Raw genomic sequence first — 21561 nt, 5'->3', positions numbered from 1 at the left:
GTCACCTCAGAAAGTCACACCGGAACAAAGAATGATATTTGCGTAGGGTGAACATTCCCCTGTTCTGATCACGGCTTTACTATCATGAGTTCGTTGTTTGAAATGCTCATGGCTGCAATAAATGACTTCAATGTGATTTCCCTGTGCCGCTTCCAATTCATGAAGATGGGCTAAAATGGCTTTTTCCATTTGCGGATTTATTTTGCTGATTTCTTGAGCAAGTATCGCTTTTTCTACCTGCATTTCTTGGGTGATCACCCGCAAAACAGACATAAAATCCGGTAGTCCTTGCGTCACAGCGAGGTCAATACGTTCAGCGCTGTCTGGAATTGGCAGGCCGGCATCACCCAGCGTGATATGGTCAGTATGACCCAGTTTGGCAATCACGGAAGCAACATTTGAGTTAAGCAACATACCTTTCTTCATTCTTTACCACCGTTTTTAGTCTGTTTTTTCTACTTTTGAGTTTCGGCTCTGCATGAGCGAAACGTTTCGCTTATACAATAATAGTAAAGAACAGTCACAACTCAATGTTCTTATCTTGGTTTTGTGATCACTATCGAAACGTTTCGTTAGCCTATTTTTACGCATAAAAAGCTAACTTATTGAATAAGTTGTCGCTGAATCGTTCCTGCTTAATTAATACTCAGTTGTTCGTTACAAGTTAGATTTGTTGCTCTTTATCCTAAATAACATCAAAGAAAAATCATAAAACTGATTGCACAATGAATAAAAGGACGGATAACCTAGCAATAGCGTGGTCAATAACCATCTCCCTCTAACCCTTAGACGAGTTATTTAGAGAAAAGGAACACCTTATGCAATTAGCAGAACGGATAGCCCAATTAAGCAACTACCTTGAAGGTGGCTTGTATGAACGTCAACAAGCTATTCGTTTGTGTTTGCTCGCCACGCTCAGTGGGGAAAGTGTGTTTTTGCTGGGACCTCCCGGGATAGCGAAAAGCTTAATTGCCCGCCGCATGAAATATGCCTTCCGCCAAGCAAATGCGTTTGAATATTTAATGACGCGCTTTTCTACCCCTGAAGAGATTTTTGGTCCACTTTCCATTCAAGCCTTAAAAGATGAAGGGCGTTATGAGCGTTTAACCAAAGGATACCTGCCCGATGCGGAAGTGGTGTTTTTGGATGAGATTTGGAAAGCAGGCCCTGCCATTTTAAATACTTTACTGACCGCCATTAATGAGCGCAAATTCCGTAATGGGGATGAAGAAAAAAACATCCCAATGCGTTTGCTAGTCACTGCATCCAACGAGCTACCTGATGCGGATAATAGTCTTGAAGCGCTATTTGATAGGATGCTGCTGCGAATTTGGCTGGATAAAGTACAAGAGAAGCAAAATTTCCGCGCGCTGCTGACAGGCAAATCTCAACAAGAAGAGAATTTGGTTCCTGATCACCTAAAAATCAGTGAAGAAGAGTATCGAGAATGGCAAAAAGAAATTCCCAAGGTTTCGCTGCCCGATCACTGTTTTGAATTGATTTACCAATTACGCCAACAGATTGATGCCACAGAGAAAAATTTATATGTCTCTGATAGGCGTTGGAAAAAAGCCGTTTATTTATTGCAGGCTAGCGCCTTCTTTAATGGTCGAAACTCCGTTTCGCCGTTGGATATTGTGCTGCTCAAAGATTGCCTATGGCATGATATGCAGTCAATGAACTTACTGCCGCAATTGCTCAAGTCATTAGTGCAGGAAGATGGCTGGCAACAGCGTAAATTTACGCGAGAAATTGAGCAGGTTTACCAACAGTGGATGTCATCCACCCAAGATCAAAATAACCAAGATGCATTTAAAGTTTTAAAAAATAACGCGATGTTCGCACGAAAAGCCTCTTATGTGTTACCAGAGAATATTGGTGAAGGGCGTGTAACCCTATTTTTGCATCGCCCATTACAGCTACATAATATGAAAGTGACCTTTATTACCACCGAGAAAAAATCACTGGTGAATTTCCTCAATAAAGGCACCACCTTATCCGCTCATCTTAATGGGATTGGTTTCGCACAAGAGCTGGCGGCTGAAGTGAATAATTTAAACCAAATTCAGCTGTTAGATGTTAGCCATCAAGCATCAACCTTATATTTACAAGATAAAAACCCTACAGCGGCGCCGACAACCAATAATAAAGAGTGGCTAGATAAGCTTGATGCCATCCAAAATGAGATCCAAGGGGCGAAATACCAATTTGAAAAGCAGCAACCTAACCTGTTTATCGAGGCCCATTGGCTAGCAGATGTTGAAGAGAGCTTTATTAAACTGAGCGATAAATTGACCCAGCTCCGCCAGCAAATTATGGGAAAGGTGGCTAACTCATTATGATGAGCCTAGCGTCCCTCGAATTATTGCTTTCAGTGAATGAAAGCCAGCTGATTGAAGAGATTATTATTTCTCTTCTTGCCACCCCACAGCTGGCGGTTTTCTTTGAAAAGCATCCTCGATTGAAAAAGGCGCTATTAAAAGATCTCTCCAGTTGGAAAAAAGACCTTAAACAGAAGCTGCAAGATGCGCTAGTTCCTCAGCAACTTTCTGAAGAGTTTGGGCTATATCAGAAGTCATTGGGCATTCCCACTGATACATTTTTCACCCAATTGCCTGACGTGATAGCACGGCTCGAGCAATTAGATTCCCCGTTTTACCGTGAAGCCCTACAGCTGCAAAAGGGAAAAATTGAAAATCGCAGTGCACGGCAATCTTTGATTGTTCAACGTTGGCGTATTAGCTTGATTTTGCAGGTGACTACATTACATAAAGAACTCTTAGAGCAAGAAAAAGAGCAATTGCTGGCGGAATTACAACGCCGTTTAGCACTGAGCGGTAATCTTGAGGATATTCTAGGGGAAAATGAACGTTCCTCTGGGCGATTATGGGATCTGAGTAAAGGGTTTAGTCACCCAGCGTCTTATAATGATCAATTAATCGCTCGCTACAGTGATTTTTTGCGCCAGCAACCCGAGCTGGAAAAAATTGCTCAGTTACTGGGGCGTAGCCAATCTGCTAAGTCTATTCTTGATGACAATGTGATCCTTGAGCCGATGACAGTGATGGAAAAAGTCCCCGAAACCGTCCCTGAGCAAGTGAATGGCTTAAACCAGAGTGACGATATTCTGCGGTTATTACCGGCAGAGCTTGCGATGTTAGGGCTTGAAGATATTGAATTTGAGTTCTACCGCAAGTTATTAGAGAAGCAGCTTATAACCTATCGATTACAAGGGGAAAGCTGGCAAGAACGCAAAGTTTTACGCCCAGTAACCCATCATCAACATGAAGATCAGCCCAGAGGACCATTTGTAGTATGTATCGATACTTCAGGTTCTATGGGTGGAATTAATGAGCGTTGTGCAAAAGCGTTCTGTCTGGCCTTAATGAAAATCGCGCTGGCGGATAACCGAGCTTGCCACGTGATGCTGTTTTCCACTGAAATTGTTCATTATGACCTTCTCTCTGCGGATGGCTTAGAACAATACATGCGCTTCTTGCATCAAACATTCCGTGGTGGAACCGACTTGGTGGCATGTTTACGAGAAACAACGGTAAAATTGGAGTCAAAACAGTGGAGTGATGCCGATGCGGTTGTCATTTCGGACTTTGTGGCTCAGCGCTTGCCGGATGAGTTAATTCAGAAGATTAAATCCCTTCAGAAGGTTGGTAAATACCGCTTCCATGCGGTATCAGTCTCAAATTATGGGAAGCCCGGTATCATGAAGATATTTGATCATATCTGGCGCTTTGATACAGGGCTAAAAAGCAGACTACTGCGCCGTTTTAATCGCTAATTACAGCATATCTTCAACAGTTTCAGTCATTTCTGGTGACCAAACACCACACTGAACTTGACCGATATGTTGACGTTGCAGCAGTAACATCACTAAACGAGACTGGCCAATACCACCACCGATAGATTGTGGCATTTCACCTTTCACTAACGCTTGATGCCATTCCAGCTCCATACGTTTTTCATCACCCGTTAATCCGAGTTGACGAGTTAAGCATTCAGGACTGACACGGATCCCCATTGAAGAGATTTCAAATGCGTCTTGCAATACTGGGTTCCAAACAATGATGTCACCGTTTAAGCCTTTGAAGCCATCTTCGTTTTCGGTTGTCCAGTCATCGTAGTCTGGTGCACGCACATCGTGGGATTCGCCGCTTGACAATTTTCCACCGATACCGATTAAGAATACTGCACCCAATTCTTTCGCAATCGCATGCTCACGACCTTTTGCGTCTAAGTCAGGATAACGTTTTAGCAGCTCTTCGCTGTGGATAAAGTGAATTTGGTCTGGCAGGAACGGTGCCAGTCCAAATTCTTTACTTACGGCAGCTTCTGTTTCTTTTATTGCCTTATAGATTTTACCCACTGTCTGCTTCAGATAAGGAAGTGTACGATCCTCATCTGCCATCACTTTTTCCCAATCCCACTGGTCAACATAGACGGAGTGGATTGGGGTTAAGCGATCCTCGTCCGGACGTAACGCTTTCATATGTGTGTACAAGCCTTGACCTTCGCTGAAACCAAAACGACCTAAGGTTTTGCGTTTCCATTTAGCCAAAGAGTGAACCACTTCAAACGTTGCACCAGGAATTGATTTCACTTTTACCTGAACGGCTTTTTCGCAGCCTGATAAGTTATCTTGTGTACCATCACCTAAACGGCTCAGGATAGGACCTTGAACTTCAATTAAGCCAAGCTCTTTTTCAAGTAAACGTGAGAAATAAGATTTAACAAAGCTGATTTGTTGCTGATGTTCGATGAATGACTTGTCCATAATTTTACCCATAATTTGTTAGCTGTGATTAGCCGATGTGTAGATTAAGCAACAAAATGAGGTATAAATTCAATATCCATCATTAAAAAAAGCCTTTACTGTTTATTTTGATTAAAAAAATGGGTATAAAAATGAATAATCATCAAAATGAGGGCTAAATAATGCCAGAAAATTATCAAATCGATAATCTCGATCGTGACATACTTCACGAATTAATGGTCAATGCACGTACACCTTATGCGGAACTCGCCAAAAAATTCTCGGTAAGTCCTGGGACTATTCATGTGCGCGTGGAAAAAATGAAGCAGGCAGGGATCATAAAAGGAACCCGTATCGATATCAGCGCAAAACAGTTGGGTTTTGATGTCTGCTGCTTTATCGGGATCATTTTAAAAAGTGCCAAGGATTATCATACCGCCCTCAAAAAGTTGGATGCCTTAGAGGAAGTCGTAGAGGTTTACTATACGACGGGTCAATACAGCATCTTTATTAAGGTAATGTGCCGCTCGATAGATTCTCTTCAAGACGTACTTATCAACAAAATTCAGACCATTGACGAAATACAGTCAACCGAAACGCTGATCTCCTTACAGAACCCGATCATGCGAACGATCACCCCGTAGAAAAAAAATGATATAACCACATTATCCACAGGTAGATCCCAGCTCATTCACAGCGTACAATAGCGCCCTGTTAATGTGAAAGAGAGTAACCATGAGCGTAACAAAAGTAACTTTAATTAGTGGCAGTACCATGGGCAGCGCCGAATATGTAGCGGAGCATATGGCAGAGATTTTAGAAGAACTCGGCTATGAAACGGATATACAGCACGGCCCTGAACTGGATGACTTACCACTTGAAGGGTTATGGCTGGTGGTGAGCTCAACACATGGCGCAGGGGATCTTCCCGAAAATATCCAACCTTTAGCCGAAGCAATTCAATCTCAGTCACCAGACCTGAGTAAGATCAAGTATGGCGCAGTGGGGATTGGCAGTTCGGAATATGACACTTTTTGTGGTGCGATCCATACCCTAGATACCTTATTACAGGATCATGGTGCAAAAAGGATCGGTGATTGCTTCGAAATTGATGTTCAACAACACGAAATTCCTGAAGATCCCGCAGGAGAATGGGTTAAAATTTGGGCAAACGAACTCTGATCTGTTCAAAATAACCGCAAACAACTGTGGATAACTCCGGTAAGATCATGGTATTAACCGGTAGTTATCCAGATTATAAGTTTTAGGTCAGCCAAGGCCTGTGCATAAGTCCCTGTTTTGATCCCAGCTTATACGCAAAAGGATCACGGATCATTCACAGTATATGATCCTTTACACTTTGATGATCTTTAAAGTGAAAAATCACTTATCCACAGAAACCGTCGATCCTAATAAAAGATCTAATAAAGAGATCTTTAAATAAAAAAGATCTTTATATTATATAGGCGAGAGGCCAGGGCTTGGTCTCTCCATCAAACTTGAGTAGAATTCACTCCTCGAATGCAGAATCCGCATTTTCTAACGTTAAGGTTCACACATGTTTTATCCAGAGCAATTTGACGTCATCGTAATTGGTGGTGGTCATGCCGGTACTGAGGCAGCAATGGCAGCTGCACGTATGGGGCGTCAAACCCTATTACTGACTCACAATATTGATACATTGGGCCAGATGTCTTGCAACCCAGCCATCGGTGGGATCGGTAAGGGACATCTGGTAAGAGAAATTGATGCCCTCGGTGGTTTAATGGCTACCGCAACTGACAAAGCGGGTATTCAATTTAGAACACTTAATGCAAGTAAAGGCCCAGCGGTTCGTGCAACTCGCGCACAAGCAGACCGCGTTCTCTATCGCCAAGCGGTTAGAACTGCATTAGAGAATCAGCCAAACTTAATGATCTTCCAACAACCTGTTGAAGATCTGATTGTTGAAAATAACCGAGTTACCGGTGCTGTTACCCGCATGGGCTTAAAATTTAAAGCCAAAGCGGTGGTATTAACCGTAGGTACTTTCCTTGATGGAAAAATTCATATCGGTTTAGAAAACTACAGTGGCGGTCGTGCTGGTGATCCACCCGCAATTACGTTATCTCAACGTTTAAGAGAATTGCCATTACGTGTAAACCGCTTAAAAACGGGTACACCACCACGTATTGATGCAAGAACTATTGATTTCAGTCAGTTAGCTCAACAGCTAGGTGATGATCCAATGCCAGTATTCTCATTTTTAGGTTCGCAAGAGCAGCATCCACAACAAGTGCCTTGCTACATCACCTATACCAATGAGCAAACTCATGATGTGATCCGTAATAATTTAGATCGCAGCCCAATGTATGCAGGGATCATCGAAGGGATCGGTCCTCGTTACTGCCCTTCCATTGAAGATAAGGTAATGCGTTTTGCCGATAAAAACGCTCACCAGATCTTCTTAGAGCCTGAAGGATTAACTAGCAACGAAATTTATCCAAACGGGATCTCCACCAGCTTGCCATTTGATGTTCAAATGAAAATAGTTCATTCCATGAAGGGAATGGAAAATGCAAGGATCGTCCGTCCTGGTTATGCCATTGAGTACGATTTCTTTGACCCACGCGATCTAAAACAAACTCTCGAAAGCAAATTTATCGAAGGCTTGTTCTTTGCGGGTCAAATCAACGGTACAACAGGTTACGAAGAAGCCGCAGCTCAAGGTTTATTGGCGGGTCTTAACGCCGCACAACATGCATTTGACCTAGAAGGTTGGTTCCCTCGTCGTGATCAAGCTTATGTCGGCGTATTAGTTGATGACCTGTGCACATTAGGTACCAAAGAACCGTACCGTATGTTCACTTCTCGTGCGGAATACCGTTTGATGCTACGCGAAGATAATGCAGATTTACGTTTAACCGAAAAAGGACGTGAATTAGGTCTTGTGGATGATGTTCGTTGGGAGCACTTCAACCGCAAAGTCGACATGATCGAAAAAGAGCGTCAACGCTTAAAAGATATCTGGGTTCACCCTAAATCTGATAACCATGAAGAAATCGACCAAATTTTAACCGTTCCATTATCGAAAGAAGCGAACGGTGAAGATTTACTACGTCGTCCTGAAATGACGTATCAAATGCTGACCTCGTTAAATCTGTTTGCTCCGGGTGTTGAAGATCCTCAAGCGGCAGATCAAGTTGAAATTCAAGTGAAATACGAAGGTTACATTGCTCGTCAGCAAGAAGAGATCGAACGTCAACTGCGTAATGAAAATACCTTACTCCCTGTTGATTTAGATTATAAGCAGGTGAAAGGCTTATCCAATGAAGTTATGGCAAAACTGAATGACCACAAACCAACGTCAATTGGTCAAGCATCTCGTATTTCAGGGATCACACCAGCAGCAATTTCAATTCTGTTAGTGTGGCTCAAAAAACAAGGCATGTTGCGTCGGAGTGCATAATATGGATTTACTCAGCAAACTGACAAAGCTATTGGCAAAAGCTGATATCCAACTGACTGACAAGCAAAAACAGCAGTTAGTTGATTATGTCGGTTTATTGCACAAATGGAATAAAGCGTACAATTTAACGTCGGTACGTGAGCCTGAACAAATGTTAGTTCGCCACATCATGGACAGCATCGTGGTGAACGATCACCTCAAGGGCGACAAGTTTATCGACGTAGGAACGGGCCCAGGGCTTCCTGGCGTTCCTTTAGCGATCATTCGACCTGATGCTCACTTTGTTTTATTGGATAGCTTAGGGAAGCGTATACGCTTTCTGAAACAGGTTCAGCATGAGTTAGGGCTAACTAACATTGAGCCAGTTCAATCTCGAGTAGAAGAGTATCCGGTTGAAGATGGATTTGATGGCGTAATTAGCCGAGCTTTTGCATCACTCAACGATATGCTGAGTTGGTGCCACCATCTTCCTGCGAGGGAAGGGCGCTTTTATGCGTTAAAAGGTGTAGTTCGTGATAAAGAACTCACACAGTTGCCAGATGGCTTTGAAGTTGAGTCCATTACAGAGCTAAAAATTCCCGAATTAGACGAACAGCGTCACTTGGTTAAATTATTCAAAAAATAACGTAGTTTTTAGTAAAATTATTTTATCTTTTAGAGCGGTAGCCGTACATTTACAATGTTACGGCTATTTTTATATATAATTAAAATGAAGATAATTTAAATTCACTTATTATTTACAGAATATTAACGAATGTATATCAAAAATAATCACATTAATGGTAATAATATTCCTAATCTAATATTCTTACTAAATCGTTTTAGCATTAATAATGAAATATCCAAATTATCTTTTCATTTTTTTGTCTAAAAAATAACAAATTTAATTATTTGATTTATGGCTTAAAAATAGGGTTCTAACCAGATAAATAGTGTGGTTATTAATCAAGAGATTAATATTTTTTGTGATCTTAATCACATAAAGTTATTTTTAGGCGACGAATCGTTAATGAATTATTAATCCCATCTGTCTTAATTCTGCGCTATCTCGAAAAAATTAAATATTTATTCACCTTTTCGCTACTTACTGATTGAATTCATTTCGCCTGCCCGTATAATTTGCACGTTTTTGTCTCTTGACACATTTAAGCAAAGGCAGTTTTATTACAACCCTTAGCGTTTCTTAGGCTGAGAGAGCTGGGAGTACACAAAGTTATGTCTGTTTCCCTTTATGGCAGTAATGCTTCTAAGCAACTGTCTATTCAGTTAATAACTTTTGTAATCCTCAGTGGGGCTTTCTGTGCAAATAGTATAGAATGGGGGGCCTCTGCTCTTGCTGGTGGGTTAGCATGCTGGTTACCTAATATTGTATTTATGCTGCTATCACGCTTTGAAAAAGCAAAAGAAGAGGATGAACCTGTCCGCATTGCCTGGTTCTTTGCATTAGGAGCAGGGTTAAAGGTTGTGACAACTATTACTGTCTTAGTTGTTGCTTTTGGTGTGTTTAAAGCGTCACTAACACCACTGGGTTTGACCTATTTAGCGGTGCTGATTGTTCAGATTGTTGCACCAGCCGTTGTAAAACGGTAAGTATTTTTAAACTACAAAAGGGTAAGAGGCATCATGTCTGCATCAGGAGAAGTGATGACTACAAATGAGTACATAGGTCACCATCTGAGAAACCTTCAGTTGGATCTACGTACCTTTGAGTTGGTCGATCCCCACGCTAGTCCAACGTTTTGGGCGTTAAACATTGACTCGCTTTTTTTCTCAGTAGTTCTCGGGGCTTTATTCCTGTGGCTATTTAGAAAAGTTGCTGCCAATGCGACTAGTGGCGTACCCGGTAAGTTACAGACTGCAATAGAACTGATCATTGGTTTCGTTGATAACTCAGTCCGTGATATGTATCACGGGAAGAGCAAAGTTATTGCCCCTCTGGCATTAACGGTGTTCGTCTGGGTATTTTTAATGAACCTTCTGGATCTACTTCCAATTGATTTCATCCCATACATCGGTGAGCACTACTTAGGTTTACCTGCTCTGCGTATTGTTCCAACCGCAGATGTGAGTATCACGATGTCGATGGCAATTGGTGTGTTTATCCTAATAATCTTTTACAGCATCAAGATGAAAGGAATTGGCGGATTTACGAAAGAGCTCACTATGCAGCCTTTCAACCATCCGGTATTTATCCCTGTAAACTTGATTCTTGAAGGGGTTAGCCTGCTGTCAAAACCTGTATCACTCGGTCTGCGACTGTTTGGTAACATGTATGCAGGTGAATTGATCTTTATTCTTATCGCGGCTCTGCTTCCGTGGTGGTCACAGTGGTTGTTAAGCCTGCCTTGGGCTATCTTCCACATACTGATTATTACGCTACAAGCCTTTATTTTTATGGTTCTGACTGTTGTCTATCTGTCGATGGCTTCTGAAGAGCACTAATTTTATTAATCAATAATTGTATTAACTGAAACAAACTGGAGACTGTCATGGAAAACCTGAGTATGGATCTGCTGTACATGGCTGCCGCTATTATGATGGGTTTAGCGGCGATCGGTGCTGCGATCGGTATCGGCATCCTAGGTGGTAAATTTTTAGAAGGTGCTGCTCGTCAGCCAGATTTAATTCCTCTGCTGCGTACACAGTTCTTTATCGTAATGGGTCTGGTCGATGCTATTCCGATGATTGCTGTTGGTCTGGGCTTATATGTAATGTTCGCTGTTGCCTAATTAACGTTCGGCACACATTAAGAACATTAACTAACTAATAGATAAGAGGTATTGTCTGTGAATCTAAATGCAACAATCCTCGGCCAGGCTATCGCGTTTGTCCTGTTTGTTTTGTTCTGTATGAAGTATGTATGGCCACCGATTATGGCGGCCATAGAAAAACGTCAAAAAGAAATTGCTGACGGTTTATCTTCCGCAGAACGTGCTAAAAAGAACCTGGAACTGGCGCAAACCGACGCAACCGACCGACTGAAAAAAGCGAAAGCTGAAGCTCAAATCATCATTGAACAAGCGAATAAACAACGCACTCAAATGATTGATGAAGCGAAAGCGGAAGCAGAAACAGAACGTGCAAAAATCGTAGCACAAGCGCAAGCTGAAATTGATGCTGAGCGTAAACGTGCACGTGAAGAGTTACGTAAACAGGTTGCGATGCTTGCTATCGCAGGTGCCGAGAAGATCATCGAACGTTCCGTGGATGAAGCTGCTAACAGCGACATCGTTGATAAACTAGTCGCTGAACTGTAAGGAGGGAGGGGCATGTCTGAAATCGCTACTGTAGCTCGCCCCTACGCCAAAGCAGCTTTTGACTTTGCTGTGGAAAACCAAGCTGTTGCTAAATGGCAGGAAATGCTGGCCTTCACCTCTGAGGTGACGCGCAATGAACAGGTTGGTGAGCTGCTTTCTGGTTCTATTGCACCAGAAACATTAGCTAAAACGTTTATCTCTGTTTGTGGAGATGAAATTGACGAGCATGTTCAAAATCTGATTCGTGTTATGGCGGAAAACGGTCGTTTAACAACGATGCCAGAAGTATTAGCTCAATTTATCCAATTGCGCGATACGCTGGAATCAACTGTTGAAGTTGATGTTCTTTCTGCGAACGAACTGAGTGAACAGCAGTCAGCTAAAATTTCTGCAGCGATGGAAAAACGTCTGTCACGCAAAGTTAAGCTGAATTGCAAAATTGATAAGTCTGTTATTGCTGGAGTGATCATTCGTGCGGGAGACCTCGTCATTGACGGAAGTGTCCGCGGTCGCTTAGAGCGTTTAACTGACGTCTTGCAGTCTTAAGGGGACTGGAGCATATGCAACTGAATTCCACCGAAATCAGCGAACTGATCAAACAGCGTATTGCTCAGTTCGATGTTGTGAGTGAAGCTCACAATGAAGGTACGATTGTTTCCGTTAACGACGGTATCATTCGTATTCACGGTTTAGCCGAAGTCATGCAGGGTGAAATGATCGCACTGCCTGGCAACCGTTACGCAATTGCACTGAACTTAGAGCGTGACTCTGTTGGTGCGGTTGTTATGGGTCCTTATGCTGACTTAGCAGAAGGCATGAAAGTTAAATGTACTGGTCGTATTCTTGAAGTTCCAGTAGGCCGTGGCCTATTAGGACGTGTAGTGAATACACTGGGCCAACCAATTGATGGTAAAGGTCCTGTTGAGCACGATGGCTTCTCTCCTGTAGAAGTTATTGCTCCGGGTGTTATCGACCGTCAATCCGTTGATCAACCAGTACAGACTGGTTATAAATCAGTCGATGCGATGATTCCAATCGGCCGTGGTCAGCGTGAGCTTGTCATCGGTGACCGTCAAACTGGTAAAACAGCTCTGGCGATCGATGCAATCATCAACCAACGTGATTCTGGCATCAAATGTGTTTACGTTGCTATCGGACAGAAAGCATCAACTATTTCTAACGTAGTACGTAAACTGGAAGAGCACGGCGCTCTGGAAAATACCATTGTTGTTGTTGCAACTGCATCTGAATCAGCTGCACTGCAATATTTAGCACCATACTCTGGCTGCGCGATGGGTGAATATTTCCGTGACCGCGGTGAAGATGCGCTGATCGTTTATGATGACCTGTCTAAACAGGCTGTCGCATACCGTCAAATTTCACTGTTACTGCGTCGTCCACCAGGACGTGAAGCATACCCTGGTGATGTTTTCTATCTGCACTCACGTTTACTTGAGCGTGCTGCTCGCGTTAACGCTGATTACGTAGAAGCATTCACGAAAGGTGAAGTGAAAGGTAAAACAGGTTCATTGACTGCTCTGCCAATCATTGAAACTCAAGCGGGTGACGTTTCTGCATTCGTACCAACAAACGTAATTTCGATTACAGATGGTCAGATCTTCCTGGAATCTAACCTGTTTAACTCTGGTATTCGTCCAGCAGTTAACCCAGGTATTTCAGTATCTCGTGTTGGTGGTGCTGCTCAGACTAAAATCATTAAGAAACTGTCTGGTGGTATCCGTACAGCACTGGCTCAATACCGTGAACTGGCAGCGTTTGCTCAGTTTGCTTCCGACCTCGATGACGCAACTCGTAAACAGTTGAGCCACGGTCAGAAAGTAACTGAACTGCTGAAACAGAAACAGTATGCACCAATGTCAGTAGCAGAGCAGGCACTGTCTCTGTTCGCTGCAGAACGTGGATATCTGGACGATGTTGAGTTAGCAAAAATTGGTGCATTCGAAGCTGCATTAGTTTCATTTGCACAGCGCGAGCATGCTGACCTTATGAACGAAATTGGTCTGGCGGGCAAATATAACGATGATATCGAAGCTAAGTTGAATAAACTGCTCGAATCATTCAAAGCCACCCAGTCCTGGTAATACTATTCGGCCCGTGAATTTTTATGGGCCGTCTGGTTAATAAGGAGAAGCAGAAATGGCCGGCGCAAAAGAGATACGTTCCAAGATTGGAAGCGTGCAAAACACGCAGAAGATCACTAAAGCGATGGAAATGGTCGCGGCGTCCAAAATGCGTAAAACGCAGGAACGCATGGCGGCCAGCCGTCCTTATGCAGAAACCATGCGCAGTGTGATTGGTCACCTTGCATTAGGTAATCTGGAATATAAACACCCATATCTCGAAGAGCGTGAAGTTAAGCGTGTCGGGTATTTGGTTGTTTCAACAGACCGTGGTCTGTGTGGTGGTTTGAACGTTAACCTGTTCAAAAAACTGCTGGCAGACATGAAAACGTGGTCTGAGAAAAACGTTCAGGTTGATTTGGCTTTAATCGGTTCTAAAGCGGTAGCATTCTTCGGTTCTGTAGGCGGCAATGTCGTTTCACAAGTAACCGGAATGGGGGATAACCCGACCCTTTCTGACCTGATTGGCCCAGTTAACTCTATGCTACAAGCCTATGATGAAGGGCGTTTAGATAAACTGTATGTGGTGAACAACAAGTTCGTCAATACAATGTCTCAAGAGCCAACGATTCTTCAATTACTGCCATTGCCTGCAAGCGATGACGAAACACTGAAGAAGAAATCTTGGGATTATTTATATGAACCCGATCCTAAGGCGTTGCTGGATACCCTGCTGCGTCGTTATATCGAGTCGCAGGTTTATCAGGGCGTCGTTGAAAACCTAGCTAGTGAGCAGGCCGCTCGAATGGTAGCGATGAAAGCCGCTACAGATAACGGTGGAAACCTGATCAAAGAGTTGCAGTTGGTTTACAACAAAGCTCGTCAGGCCAGCATTACTCAGGAACTGACCGAGATCGTTTCTGGTGCTGCCGCGGTTTAACAGCTAGGTTTACGAATTACGTAGAGGATTCAAGATGGCTACTGGAAAGATTATCCAGGTAATCGGCGCCGTTGTGGACGTCGAGTTCCCTCAAGATAACGTACCAAAAGTGTACGATGCTCTTGAGGTTATTAACGGTAAAGAAAAACTGGTGTTGGAAGTTCAACAACAGTTAGGTGGTGGTGTTGTCCGTTGTATCGCAATGGGTACATCAGACGGTCTGAGCCGTGGTTTAGAAGTTGTAAACCTAGAGCACCCAATCGAAGTACCAGTCGGTAAAGCAACTCTGGGACGTATCATGAACGTTCTGGGTGAACCAATCGACATGAAAGGTGATATCGGCGAAGAAGAGCGCTGGTCTATTCACCGTGCTGCACCAAGCTACGAAGAGTTAGCTAACTCAACTGAACTGCTGGAAACCGGTATCAAAGTAATGGACTTAATCTGTCCATTCGCGAAAGGTGGTAAAGTAGGTCTGTTCGGTGGTGCGGGTGTTGGTAAAACAGTAAACATGATGGAACTGATCCGTAACATCGCGATTGAGCACTCAGGTTACTCAGTGTTCGCCGGTGTTGGTGAGCGTACCCGTGAAGGTAACGACTTCTATCATGAAATGACCGACTCAAACGTTCTGGATAAAGTATCACTGGTTTATGGCCAGATGAACGAGCCACCAGGAAACCGTCTGCGTGTTGCGCTGACTGGTCTGACTATGGCTGAGAAATTCCGTGACGAAGGTCGTGACGTACTGCTGTTCGTTGACAACATTTATCGTTATACACTGGCAGGTACTGAAGTATCAGCACTGTTAGGTCGTATGCCATCAGCAGTAGGTTACCAACCAACGCTGGCGGAAGAGATGGGTGTTCTGCAAGAACGTATTACCTCAACTCAAACTGGTTCTATCACTTCCGTTCAAGCGGTATACGTACCTGCGGATGACTTGACTGACCCATCACCAGCAACCACCTTTGCTCACTTAGACGCAACTGTAGTTCTGAGCCGTCAAATCGCATCTCTGGGTATCTACCCTGCGGTTGACCCTCTGGATTCTACCAGCCGTCAATTAGACCCACTGGTAGTTGGTCAAGAGCACTATGATGTTGCTCGTGGCGTTCAGTCTATTCTGCAACGTTACCAAGAACTGAAAGATATTATTGCAATCCTGGGTATGGATGAACTGTCTGAAGAAGACAAACTGGTTGTTGCTCGTGCTCGTAAGATCCAGCGCTTCCTGTCTCAACCATTCTTCGTTGCAGAAGTCTTTACCGGTTCACCAGGTAAGTTCGTTTCTCTGAAAGACACTATCCGTGGCTTCAGCGGCATCCTGAACGGTGATTACGACCACCTGCCAGAACAAGCGTTCTACATGGTTGGTACCATTGAAGAAGCTGTGGAAAAAGCGAAAAAGCTTTAATCCATCTGACGAGAGGTTGATATGGTAGCTGCAATGACATACTACCTGAAAGTAGTAAGCGCGGAAAAACAGATGTTTGAAGGCTTAGTACAAAAAATTCAGGTGACAGGTAGTGAAGGTGAGTTGGGGATTTATCCGCAGCATACCCCGCTGCTGACTGCCATAAAACCGGGCATGGTACGCATTACGAAGCAGTTTGGTGAAGAAGAGCTAATTTACCTCTCCGGCGGTATCTTAGAAGTTCAACCAACAGGTGTTATCGTACTCGCTGATACAGCGATCCGTGGTAAAGATTTAGACGAAGCTCGTGCAGTGGAAGCTAAACGCAAAGCGGAAGAACATGTCCGCAAAGCACACGGCGATGTTGATTATGCTCAGGCATCAGCAGAACTTGCAAAAGCAATAGCGAAACTTCGAGTTATCGAGTTAACTAAAAAGCTTATGTAATGATAGCAATATAGAAAAAGCCAGTTAGTTTGACTAACTGGCTTTTTTATTTGTGCGAAATATGTAGTAATTTATGCAGGAAATAGGTTTACTTTCACCCCAAAGTTGGAGTTTCAGGAAAATATGACTGTGCAAAGAAAAAGTGTCGTGATTTTAGCTGCCGGTAAAGGCACTCGGATGTATTCAGACTTACCTAAAGTTCTGCATTTACTCGCAGGTAAACCAATGGTTCAGCATGTGATTGATACTGCGAAATCAATCGGTGCGTCGGATATTCATCTGGTATACGGACATGGCGGTGATTTACTGAAAGAAAAACTGGGTGAACAAAACCTCAATTGGGTTCTGCAAGCGGAGCAACTGGGTACCGGTCACGCAATGCAGCAAGCCGCTCCCCACTTCCAAGATGACGAAGACATTGTCATGCTGTATGGCGATGTACCGCTGATTGCGAAAGACACATTACAACGACTGGTAGAAGCTAAGCCAGAAGGCGGCATTGGCTTACTGACTGTTATCCTCGATAACCCAGCCGGTTATGGTCGCATTATCCGTGAAAACGGCGAAGTCGTTGGTATCATCGAGCAGAAAGATGCCAGTGAAGAGCAGCGTAAAATCCAAGAAATCAACACCGGTATTATGGTCGCAAGCGGCAAAGACTTTAATCGCTGGCTGAGCCAACTGAACAATAACAATGCCCAAGGTGAGTACTACATCACCGACATCATTGCCCTTGCTCATAAAGAAGGTAATAAAATTGCGACCGTTCACCCAAGCCACCTCAGTGAAATGGAAGGGGTTAATAACCGTCTGCAATTAGCAGCGTTAGAGCGCATCTACCAAAAAGAACAAGCTGAAAAATTACTGTTAGCGGGTGTGATGCTTATCGACCCTGCGCGTTTTGATATTCGCGGAACCTTAAATCACGGTCGCGATGTGGTGATCGACACCAACGTGATCATCGAAGGTAACGTGACGCTGGGTAATAATGTTCAGATCCAAACAGGCTGCGTACTGAAAAACTGTGTGATTGGCGATAACTCAGTTATCAGCCCATACTCAGTCATTGAAAATTCTGAATTATCCACGGAATGTACTGTTGGACCTTTCGCTCGTTTACGCCCTGGTGCTAAATTAGCAGCGAAATCCCATGTGGGTAACTTTGTTGAAATGAAAAATGCCACGCTGGGCTTAGGCTCTAAAGCGGGTCACTTAAGCTATCTGGGTGATGCTCAGATTGGTAGTAATGTGAATATTGGTGCGGGTACGATCACCTGTAATTATGATGGTGTGAATAAATTTAAAACAGTTATTGGTGATGATGTGTTTGTTGGCTCTGACACTCAGTTAGTTGCTCCTGTGAGTGTGGCTAATGGCGCAACCATTGGTGCTGGCACCACGGTCACTCGTGATATTAACGAAGGTGAGCTGGTGGTGAGCCGCGTGAAACAGACTCACATTAAAAACTGGCAGCGCCCAGTAAAGAAAAAATAAGTAAATAAAACATAAGTAAATATAGAGGAGAGATATTCAAGTCTCTCCTATGATTAGCTATGAACGAATTAGCTATCTAAGAATTAGCAGTCTAAGCAATGTCGGTCAGTATTTTTTAATATAAAAATCGCTACAAAGTAGCAAACAAAACAATAAATTCCCCGTTTCTACAAGGCTGGGGAACAGCGAAAGCTGAACAATAATCAGGTTGCGACAATAAGAGGGGAAGAACCCCTTTATTTAGGAATAACTTAATATGTGTGGAATTGTTGGTGCTGTCGCACAACGTGATATCGCGGAAATTCTGTTAGAAGGTCTTCGCCGTTTAGAATACCGTGGTTATGACTCTGCGGGTATGGCGGTGGTTGATCATGAAGGTCATCTGCAACGCTTACGTGAAGTCGGTAAAGTACAAATGCTGGCGGAAGAAGCAGAAAAGAACCCAGTTTCTGGTGGAACGGGTATCGCGCATACTCGTTGGGCAACTCATGGTATTCCAAGCGAGCGTAACGCTCACCCTCATACCTCGGGTTACATTGCCGTTGTTCATAACGGAATTATCGAGAACTATTTAGAACTGAAAGAAGAGCTGAAAAAACTCGGCTATATCTTTAGTTCAGACACTGACACTGAAGTAATTGCGCACCTTGTTCACCATGAACAGCAGCAAGGCGGTACATTACTGGAAGTGGTTCAGCGCGTGATCCCACAATTACGTGGCGCTTATGGCACCGTGATTATGGATAGCCGCAACCCAGAATTATTAGTCGCAGCCCGCTCTGGTAGCCCGTTGGTTATCGGTCTGGGTGTTGGCGAAAACTTCTTAGCTTCTGACCAACTGGCATTATTGCCTGTGACTCGTCGTTTTATCTACCTAGAAGAAGGGGATATTGCGGAAGTTACTCGTCGCACTGTGCGTATTTTTGATAAGCAAGGCGCGCCAGTTGAACGTGAGCAAATCGAATCGAATGTTCAATACGATGCAGGTGATAAAGGCACATACCGCCATTACATGCAAAAAGAGATCTATGAACAGCCGATGGCGATTAAAAACACCCTCGAAGGGCGTTTTAACCAAGATAATGGTATCGACCTTAGCGAATTAGGCCCGAAAGCTGGCGAAATTCTGTCTAAAGTCGATCATATCCAAATCGTTGCTTGTGGGACTTCCTACAACGCTGGTATGGTTGCGCGTTACTGGTTTGAATCACTGGCGGGTATTCCTTGTGACGTGGAAATTGCGTCTGAATACCGTTACCGCAAACCAGCACACCGTAAAGGCAGCTTGATGATCACCATTTCCCAATCAGGGGAAACGGCGGATACACTAGCCGCTCTGCGTTTGTCTAAAGAGTTAGGCTACTTAACGTCTCTGGCGATTTGTAACGTTGGCGCATCTTCATTAGTCCGCGAATCTGAGTTTTCTCTGATGACCAAAGCGGGCGCGGAAATTGGCGTCGCTTCCACCAAAGCATTCACAACCCAATTAACGGTATTGTTGATGCTGGTGGCGTATATGGGACGCCTGAAAGGGGCTAACCCAGAACTGGAAGAGCGTATTGCTCATGCACTTCACGCACTGCCAGCGCGTATTGAAAGCATGCTGTCTCAAGACAAAGTGATTGAAGCGTTAGCGGAAGATTTCTCAGACAAAAACCACGCGCTGTTCTTAGGTCGTGGCGATCAGTTCCCTATCGCTGTTGAAGGCGCACTGAAACTGAAAGAGATTTCGTATATTCACGCTGAAGCGTATGCCGCGGGCGAATTAAAACATGGTCCATTAGCATTAATTGATGCGGATATGCCGGTTATCATCGTTGCACCGAATAACGAACTGTTAGAAAAACTGAAATCTAACATTGAAGAAGTTCGTGCGCGTGGCGGTCTGCTGTATGTGTTTGCTGACCAAGATGCTGGTTTTGTGGCAAGTGAAAACATGAAAATTGTTCCCCTGCCGCATGTAGAAGAGTTAATCGCACCAATTTTCTATACCGTTCCTCTGCAACTGCTTTCTTACCATGTTGCGTTAATCAAAGGAACTGACGTAGACCAGCCGCGTAACTTGGCAAAATCAGTGACGGTTGAGTAATCTCGCACTGATTTAAAAATCCAGCCGGTGTCCTGTAACAGTACACCGGCTTTTTATTGCTTCTCTATTCTTACTCATCATTTAAATTTCCCTGCTGAACTATAACAAACCGATGCTAATTAGTTGCTTGTGTATGCATCTATTCGCTATCAATTTCACGTATACTTAATTTTCTTGATGCAGTATTGAGCAATAATAAACAACAATAAAAATCAGCAGAAGGCGACGTGGATGGCGGAGATTGAATGGTTAAGTGCGGTTGTCATCGCAATCACGATAGGGTTTTGGGCGACAGGAAAACTACCAGAATATTTAGTAGCGTTACTGTTTTTAGCAGCAGCGGCATGTTTACATCTAGCGCCAACCAATGTGATTTTCTCAGGGTTTACCTCAGAAGCATTTTGGCTCGTTTTAAGCGGCTTTATTCTTGGGTTTGCCATCAATAAAGTGGGGCTGGCGGAACGTATTGCGCAGCATATCTCAGGACGTTTTACCAAATCCTGGCTCTCATTGATCATTGGCGTGGTGATCCTCGCGTATGGGTTGGCGTTTATTATGCCGTCGAATATGGGACGAATTGCGTTACTGATGCCGATTGTAATGGCCATTGCGGATAAAGTCGGTCTAGAAAGTGGCAGCCGAGGGCGCATCGGGTTAGCGTTGGCAGTGGGTTTCGGTACCTTCCAGCTTTCTGCGACAGTGTTACCTGCGAACGTGCCCAACCTTGTTATGGCGGGGGCGATAGAAACCACTTATCACCTTAAACTTTCCTATTTAAATTACCTGTTCTTGCACATGCCAATCTTGGGATTGATTAAAGGCGCAATGGTGGTGCTGTGTATCTATTTTCTATTTCCTGCCAAATTGCAGCAGGTGGTTGAGCAAAAAAACTTACCACCGATGAGCCGCGATGAGAAAAAGCTCGGTGTTGTGCTGGCGGTCACGTTGCTTTTTTGGATAACGGATACCGCACACGGCATTTCACCGGCATGGGTGGGACTCGTCGCGGCATGTTTCTGCTTGTTGCCTAAAGTTGGTTTTGTCACCAATGACGAGTTTGTTAAAGCGGTGAATATCCGCACTTGTATCTATGTGGCAGGGATTTTGAGCCTAGCAACATTGGTGAGTTATTCCAATGTTGGAATGGTGGTTGGTACTTACTTACAAAAGATGCTGCCACTTGACCCAAATAGCCCGTTTATGGATTTTGGTAGCTTAGTGGGACTGACTAGCGGCTTAAACTTTGTGGTGACGGCAAACGGCGTTCCAGCACTCTATACACCGTTAGCGGAATCGCTTTCTAATGCCACGGGCTTACCGCTGATTGCGGTTTTAATGGTACAAGTTATCGGTTATTCGACACCTTTATTGCCTTATCAAGCGTCCCCGATTGTTGTCGCGATGGGAATGGGTAAAGTGCCGTTAATGGATGGGGTGAGGCTGTGCCTGATCCTGTTTATTTTGACCTTTTTCCTCTTGGTGCCGCTGGATTATTTCTGGTTTAAATTGCTGGGCGTGATCCCTTAATCACGATTTGGGTGACCGACATGTAGTTAGCGGTTTTATAAAGATAATAAAAATCCGGTCAGGAATACGCCTGACCGGATTTTGTTTTTTAAT

The 21561-nt window shown here is 43.8% G+C and carries 20 protein-coding genes; 18 read left to right on the top strand and 2 right to left on the bottom strand.

Annotated elements, in window-relative coordinates:
• Nucleotides 1-6: 6 nt before the first annotated feature.
• Nucleotides 7-426 carry a D-ribose pyranase gene (gene rbsD / locus GKR48_RS10720; protein ID WP_154628080.1) on the bottom strand — a complete coding sequence of 140 codons (420 nt, stop codon included), beginning with the start codon at nucleotides 424-426 and terminating at the stop codon, nucleotides 7-9.
• A 392-nt stretch (nucleotides 427-818) separates the two neighbouring features.
• On the opposite strand from rbsD, the gene ravA reads away from it, so the two are divergent.
• Nucleotides 819-2342 (top strand): ATPase RavA, encoded by a 1524-nt coding sequence (gene ravA / locus GKR48_RS10715; protein ID WP_154628079.1) that lies wholly within the window; start codon nucleotides 819-821, stop codon nucleotides 2340-2342.
• Nucleotides 2339-3796 carry an ATPase RavA stimulator ViaA gene (gene viaA, locus GKR48_RS10710; protein WP_154628078.1) on the top strand — a complete coding sequence of 486 codons (1458 nt, stop codon included), beginning with the start codon at nucleotides 2339-2341 and terminating at the stop codon, nucleotides 3794-3796. The genes ravA and viaA overlap by 4 nt, the downstream gene beginning before the upstream one ends.
• Here the strand turns inward: viaA and asnA are convergent, their stop codons facing one another.
• Nucleotides 3797-4789: an aspartate--ammonia ligase gene (gene asnA / locus GKR48_RS10705; RefSeq protein WP_154628077.1), complete on the bottom strand. Its 993-nt coding sequence runs from the start codon at nucleotides 4787-4789 to the stop codon at nucleotides 3797-3799.
• Nucleotides 4790-4950: 161 nt separating this feature from the next.
• On the opposite strand from asnA, the gene asnC reads away from it, so the two are divergent.
• The 16 genes from asnC (at nucleotide 4951) to GKR48_RS10625 (ending at nucleotide 21468) form a co-directional block, all read left to right on the top strand.
• The gene (asnC, locus tag GKR48_RS10700; protein ID WP_036950600.1) at nucleotides 4951-5412 is read left to right on the top strand and encodes a transcriptional regulator AsnC; all 462 of its coding nucleotides are present in this window, start codon (nucleotides 4951-4953) and stop codon (nucleotides 5410-5412) included.
• 91 nt (nucleotides 5413-5503) lie between these two features.
• Nucleotides 5504-5950: an FMN-binding protein MioC gene (gene mioC, locus GKR48_RS10695; RefSeq protein ID WP_132496975.1), complete on the top strand. Its 447-nt coding sequence runs from the start codon at nucleotides 5504-5506 to the stop codon at nucleotides 5948-5950.
• Nucleotides 5951-6326: 376 nt separating this feature from the next.
• Nucleotides 6327-8216 carry a tRNA uridine-5-carboxymethylaminomethyl(34) synthesis enzyme MnmG gene (gene mnmG, locus GKR48_RS10690; protein ID WP_154628076.1) on the top strand — a complete coding sequence of 630 codons (1890 nt, stop codon included), beginning with the start codon at nucleotides 6327-6329 and terminating at the stop codon, nucleotides 8214-8216.
• A gap of 1 nt (nucleotide 8217) precedes the next feature.
• Nucleotides 8218-8841: a 16S rRNA (guanine(527)-N(7))-methyltransferase RsmG gene (gene rsmG, locus GKR48_RS10685; RefSeq protein WP_154628075.1), complete on the top strand. Its 624-nt coding sequence runs from the start codon at nucleotides 8218-8220 to the stop codon at nucleotides 8839-8841.
• Between the two features lie 590 nt (nucleotides 8842-9431).
• Nucleotides 9432-9806 (top strand): F0F1 ATP synthase subunit I, encoded by a 375-nt coding sequence (atpI, locus tag GKR48_RS10680; protein ID WP_154628074.1) that lies wholly within the window; start codon nucleotides 9432-9434, stop codon nucleotides 9804-9806.
• A 33-nt stretch (nucleotides 9807-9839) separates the two neighbouring features.
• Complete coding sequence (gene atpB / locus GKR48_RS10675; protein WP_006660652.1) at nucleotides 9840-10658, top strand: F0F1 ATP synthase subunit A; 819 nt, start codon at nucleotides 9840-9842, stop codon at nucleotides 10656-10658.
• Between the two features lie 47 nt (nucleotides 10659-10705).
• Nucleotides 10706-10945 carry a F0F1 ATP synthase subunit C gene (gene atpE, locus GKR48_RS10670; protein WP_004246596.1) on the top strand — a complete coding sequence of 80 codons (240 nt, stop codon included), beginning with the start codon at nucleotides 10706-10708 and terminating at the stop codon, nucleotides 10943-10945.
• Nucleotides 10946-11002: 57 nt separating this feature from the next.
• Nucleotides 11003-11473 (top strand): F0F1 ATP synthase subunit B, encoded by a 471-nt coding sequence (gene atpF / locus GKR48_RS10665; protein ID WP_181477768.1) that lies wholly within the window; start codon nucleotides 11003-11005, stop codon nucleotides 11471-11473.
• Between the two features lie 12 nt (nucleotides 11474-11485).
• Nucleotides 11486-12019 (top strand): F0F1 ATP synthase subunit delta, encoded by a 534-nt coding sequence (gene atpH, locus GKR48_RS10660; RefSeq protein ID WP_036950613.1) that lies wholly within the window; start codon nucleotides 11486-11488, stop codon nucleotides 12017-12019.
• 14 nt (nucleotides 12020-12033) lie between these two features.
• Entirely contained in the window at nucleotides 12034-13575 is a 1542-nt protein-coding gene (gene atpA / locus GKR48_RS10655; protein WP_006660649.1) for a F0F1 ATP synthase subunit alpha, read from the top strand.
• Between the two features lie 55 nt (nucleotides 13576-13630).
• A complete protein-coding gene (gene atpG, locus GKR48_RS10650; protein WP_006660648.1) occupies nucleotides 13631-14494 on the top strand; it encodes a F0F1 ATP synthase subunit gamma in 864 nt (287 codons plus the stop codon).
• Nucleotides 14495-14528: 34 nt separating this feature from the next.
• Entirely contained in the window at nucleotides 14529-15911 is a 1383-nt protein-coding gene (atpD, locus tag GKR48_RS10645; RefSeq protein WP_006660647.1) for a F0F1 ATP synthase subunit beta, read from the top strand.
• Nucleotides 15912-15932: 21 nt separating this feature from the next.
• Nucleotides 15933-16358 (top strand): F0F1 ATP synthase subunit epsilon, encoded by a 426-nt coding sequence (locus GKR48_RS10640; RefSeq protein ID WP_006660646.1) that lies wholly within the window; start codon nucleotides 15933-15935, stop codon nucleotides 16356-16358.
• Between the two features lie 123 nt (nucleotides 16359-16481).
• Complete coding sequence (glmU, locus tag GKR48_RS10635) at nucleotides 16482-17852, top strand: bifunctional UDP-N-acetylglucosamine diphosphorylase/glucosamine-1-phosphate N-acetyltransferase GlmU (RefSeq protein ID WP_154628073.1); 1371 nt, start codon at nucleotides 16482-16484, stop codon at nucleotides 17850-17852.
• A 256-nt stretch (nucleotides 17853-18108) separates the two neighbouring features.
• Nucleotides 18109-19941, top strand: a complete 1833-nt coding sequence (glmS, locus tag GKR48_RS10630) for a glutamine--fructose-6-phosphate transaminase (isomerizing) (protein WP_154628072.1) — start codon at nucleotides 18109-18111, stop codon at nucleotides 19939-19941.
• A gap of 231 nt (nucleotides 19942-20172) precedes the next feature.
• Nucleotides 20173-21468, top strand: a complete 1296-nt coding sequence (locus GKR48_RS10625; protein ID WP_154628071.1) for an SLC13 family permease — start codon at nucleotides 20173-20175, stop codon at nucleotides 21466-21468.
• Nucleotides 21469-21561: the final 93 nt, after the last annotated feature.

This window comes from Providencia sp. wls1943 (genome assembly GCF_009706275.1).
GTDB classification, from domain to species: domain Bacteria; phylum Pseudomonadota; class Gammaproteobacteria; order Enterobacterales; family Enterobacteriaceae; genus Providencia; species Providencia zhijiangensis.
Note: the sequence above shows the minus strand (reverse complement) of the source record. Positions and strands in the feature narration are given on the sequence as shown.